The sequence below is a fragment of the Rhizobium ecuadorense genome (genome assembly GCF_001187535.1).
GTDB classification, from domain to species: Bacteria; Pseudomonadota; Alphaproteobacteria; order Rhizobiales; family Rhizobiaceae; genus Rhizobium; species Rhizobium ecuadorense.
The window spans coordinates 1-247 of record NZ_LFIO01001462.1 but is presented as its reverse complement, the minus strand read 5'-3'; the positions used below and the strand labels follow the sequence as shown (position 1 = coordinate 247).

The window sequence follows — 247 nt, the reverse complement described above, 5'->3', positions numbered from 1 at the left end:
GGTGGCACATCCGCTCGCAACGCTCGGCGCCCATACGATCAGCCACCGCGCGCTGGCCCGGCTGCCGGAAGCCGAAGCACGAATAGAAATGCAGGCTTCGGCCGATTACCTCGAAGCGGTGACCGGTATCCGTCCCGAGACGATCGCCTATCCCTATGGCACGCCGGACGCTGCGACCGCCCGCGAGGCGCGCATCGCCCGCAATCTCGGCTTTACCCTCGCGGTCACCACGCAACCCGGGCGGCCG

1 protein-coding gene is annotated in these 247 nt (G+C 68.8%); it reads left to right on the top strand.

Annotated features, from left to right (window positions below):
- Window positions 1-247: polysaccharide deacetylase family protein (locus AF337_RS30265; RefSeq protein ID WP_152971243.1), on the top strand; the 247-nt coding region annotated here is incomplete at both ends.